Below are 3478 nucleotides of genomic sequence, written 5' to 3'. Positions count from 1 at the left end.
CCAGATGAAGCACTGGCTGACAGACCAGTCTTGGCCGCCATATTCTTTCGGCCACTCCGGCGCGAGCCATCCGTATTCGTTCAGGACCGCCCGCCAGCCCTCGGCGTCCTGCTTGCTGAGGGTCTTGCCGAGCCGGACTTTGGCGGCAAGTTCCGCCGGCAGCTTTTCGGCCAGGAACGTCCGGACCTCACGGCGGAAGGCTTCATCCTCGGGCTTCAGGTTCATGTGTTCCTCCGCAACTGCAAAAGGTTAATCCAAGTAGAAAGGAAAGAACTGAAATTTCCTGCGACGCTTTACTGCAGAGAATCATTCGCTCTTGTTATCATTGACAGCGCTCGTCTGGCTCAACGAGAAGAACACGCGCTGACGGTAGCCGCTCAGCGGCCGCGGAAAACGGGCGGACGCTTCTCGGCGAAGGCCGCGGTGGCTTCGGCGAAGTCGCCGCTAAGGATGCCCACGATCTGAGCGTGGTTCTCCAGCTGGATGGCCGCCTCGAGGCTGGGCGCGTCAAGGTTGGTCCACATCAGCTGTTTGGTGTGCTTGCTCGCATAGGGGCTGTTGGCGGCGATTGCGCGCGCCGTCTGGAGCGCAGCGTCGTGCAAGGCGGCGCCGCCCACCACCTGCGTGACCAAGCCGATAGCTTGCGCCTCCTCCGCGGGGACGGGGCGGCCGGTGAGCATGATCTCGAAGGCGCGGCCGGCGCCGACCAGCCGTGGCAGGTGATAGCTGATGCCCATCTCACACGCCGTTAGGCCGACCCTGACGGCGCCGTTCAGGAACCGCGCCTGCGGACTTGCGATACGGACATCCGCGGCGAGAGCGAGGGCGAAACCGGCGCCCACAGTCACGCCGTTCACCGCGGCTATGATCGGCTGGCGAACACGCCGCATCAGCGGCGGCGTCGCGGCGAACAGCTCCTGGAAGGCCGTGGCCTGCACCGGGTCGGACCAGGGCAGCGCGCCGCCGGCGGTCACCGCCTTCAGATCCAGGCCAGCACAGAAGGCAGGCCCGGCGCCGGTGAGCACGATCACCCGACAACCCGGGTCGGCGTCCAGTTCTGTGAACGCCGCGCGAAGCTCAACGATTAGCTCAGCAGTCAGTGCGTTCAGGCTCTCCGGCCGGTTGAGGGCCAGGAGGGCGATCGCGGGCTCGGGATGGCTGATCTCGACAAGCGGCATGATGATGGATCTCTTGAGTCTGAAGGGGATAATCCGGCGTGAAGGCCCGGACGGCGGCGCGCGCCTACCCTCCGGTGAACCTTGGCGAGCGCTTCTCGATGAAGTGCGCCACACCCTCCCTGAAGTCGTCACTCTCGAGGCTGAGCGCCATCTCGCGATCGGCGTCCTGCATGTGCTCGGCCAGGCTCTGGAGGAGGCCGTCCCACAGCTGGCGCTTTATGATCGCGGTGGAGCGGGGCGAGACGAAATCCGCCAACTCGCGGGCGTAGGCGCGGGTCTCGGCGATCAGCTCGTTGGCGGGGAAGACGCGATCGGCCAGACCGATGCGATAGGCCTCTTCGGCGCCCACCCGGCGGGCGGAGAGCAGCAGGTCCATGGCCCGCGAATGGCCGACCAGCCGTGGCAGGGTCCAGCCAATGCCATGCTCGGCGATCAGCCCGCGCCGCGAAAAGGCGGTGGAGAATACCGCACTGTCGGCGACGAACCGCAGGTCGCAGAACAGCAGCAGGGAGAGGCCCATCCCCGCCGCCGGCCCGTTGATCGCGGCGATGATCGGCTTCTTCACCGAGGGGAAGTAGGTCATCGGATGATGGAAGTCCGCGCGCGCGTCCAGGTCGAACGGCGCGAAGGCTCGAGCTCCTGTGCCGCCAGCGGCGCTGATGTCTTGAAGGTCGTTCATGTCGGCCCCGGCGCAGAAACCGCGGCCGGCCCCGGTCAGGATGATCGCCCGGACGTCCGGATCGGCCGCGGCCGCCTCCACGGCCTGGCGAACTTCGCCCGCCATGGTCTCGGTCCATGCGTTCAGCCGCTCGGGCCGATTCAGGGTGATGGTGGCGACGCCCTCGCCCGTCTCAAACAGGATTTGGCTGTGACTCACGGCGTTTCTCCTCGCTGCGAGTGATCGCGGTGCAGCCAGACCGCTCGGCGAGGCGACCGCCTTGTTGCGGCGTTATCGCCGCCGCCGGGGGCGAGCCCCGCCCGGAGCCGTCCTGCCGATGAGCGCCAGACTGGCGCTCATCGGCAGGATCGGAGGACGTCAATCGAACCGACGGCTTACGGCGATCCCGTAGGTCGCTGGCATACCTGCGAATCGCACCGTGAAGTCGGTGGCCCGATTTGCCGCGGTCCAGTAGTAGGTGTTGCCGACGTTGCGTCCCCAGGCCGAGACGCGCCATTTGCCGTCGGCGGTTTCGACCCCGGCCCGCAAATCGACCAGAGCGTACGCCTTGGTCTTGAGGGTCGGCAGTTCCCCCAGCTGGCTGTTGGTGCGGCTCTGATAGGTGACGTTGCCGCCGACGAAGCCATTGAGGCTGTCGGTGAGGCTCCAAGTGTAGTTCACGTCGGAGACGAATTGCCACTTCGGCGTGTTCGGGAAAGCCTCGTCGTCGAAGCTCTTGAAGGCTCCGTTGGGATCATAATTCGCGAACCCTCCCAGGATGCGGGACTTGATGTAGGAGAGCCCGGTGTTGACCGTAAGGCCGCGAATGGGCGACCAGATCGCCTGCAACTCGGCCCCGCGGACATCGGCCCTCGGTACATTGACCAACGCGAGCAGCGAACCCAGCGTGGGATCCAACACGCGCCCCAGGATCTGCTTGTCGCGGTAGTCGTAGTAGAAGGCCGCTCCGTTCAACTGCAGCGTTTGGCTCAGCAGGGTGGACTTGAAGCCCACCTCATAGGCCAGGACCGATTCCTGCGTGGCCGGATCGAACTGCGGGTTCCTGGTCGCACCTAGGATCGGAAAGCTGCCAGCCTTGTAGCCCTTGCTGACGTTTGCGTAGACGAGGGTGCGTTCGCGAGGCTTCCACTCGGCGCCGGCCCGCCAGGAGACGTTGTCCTCCTTGAGGTTGTTGTGGATCATCCCGGGGACGAAGTTTGCGCCCGACGTCCCGCAGCCGCCGAGTGGGATCGGAGGATTCGGCGGGAGCCCTTGCGTCGAGCGCAGGAAGTTCCAGAGGTTCCCGAACGTCGCCTGCATGTTGCCGGCGCCCTTGTCAGCGGTGCAGCCGTTGAACTTGTCATCGGTCTTGGTGTAGCGGGCGCCGGCCGTCAGGCTGAGTGTCTCGGTCACGTTGAAATCGACGCTGGCGAAGACAGCCTGGTTCTGGATGCGCTGGTCATTAATCGCGTCATAGCCCTCGAACACGGGCAGCCCGAAGCCGGTCAGCACATAGCCGATCGTGCTTTGGGACAAGTCCATGAAGTCGTCCTGGAACACCTTGTCGTAGGCGGCGCTGGCGCCGACCACGAAATGGCCATCGCCGGGCAGTTCGCCGGCCAGACGAAGTTCTTGGGAGACC

4 protein-coding genes are annotated in these 3478 nt (G+C 65.4%); all 4 read right to left on the bottom strand.

All coding sequences use genetic code 11. The features are described 5' to 3' along the window. Positions 1 to 225: acyl-CoA dehydrogenase family protein (locus tag Q8Q88_RS10775; protein WP_305675195.1), on the bottom strand; the 225-nt coding region annotated here is incomplete at its 3' end. A gap of 152 nt (positions 226 to 377) precedes the next feature. Then, positions 378 to 1178 (bottom strand): enoyl-CoA hydratase/isomerase family protein, encoded by an 801-nt coding sequence (locus Q8Q88_RS10770; RefSeq protein ID WP_305675194.1) that lies wholly within the window; start codon positions 1176 to 1178, stop codon positions 378 to 380. 64 nt (positions 1179 to 1242) lie between these two features. Beyond that, positions 1243 to 2055: an enoyl-CoA hydratase gene (locus tag Q8Q88_RS10765; RefSeq protein WP_305675193.1), complete on the bottom strand. Its 813-nt coding sequence runs from the start codon at positions 2053 to 2055 to the stop codon at positions 1243 to 1245. Positions 2056 to 2214: 159 nt separating this feature from the next. After that, on the bottom strand, positions 2215 to 3478 hold a 1264-nt coding region (locus Q8Q88_RS10760; RefSeq protein WP_305675192.1), incomplete at its 5' end, for a TonB-dependent receptor.

This window comes from Phenylobacterium sp. (assembly GCF_030697925.1).
In the GTDB taxonomy this organism is placed as follows: Bacteria; Pseudomonadota; Alphaproteobacteria; order Caulobacterales; family Caulobacteraceae; genus Phenylobacterium.
This window is presented reverse-complemented; position numbering and strand designations above follow the sequence as displayed.

What these genes read in the sequence shown, in the direction of transcription:
- Q8Q88_RS10770 (WP_305675194.1), bottom strand. Translation starts at nt 1,178, where the DNA reads ATGCCGCTTGTCGAGATCAGCCATCCCGAGCCCGCGATCGCCCTCCTG.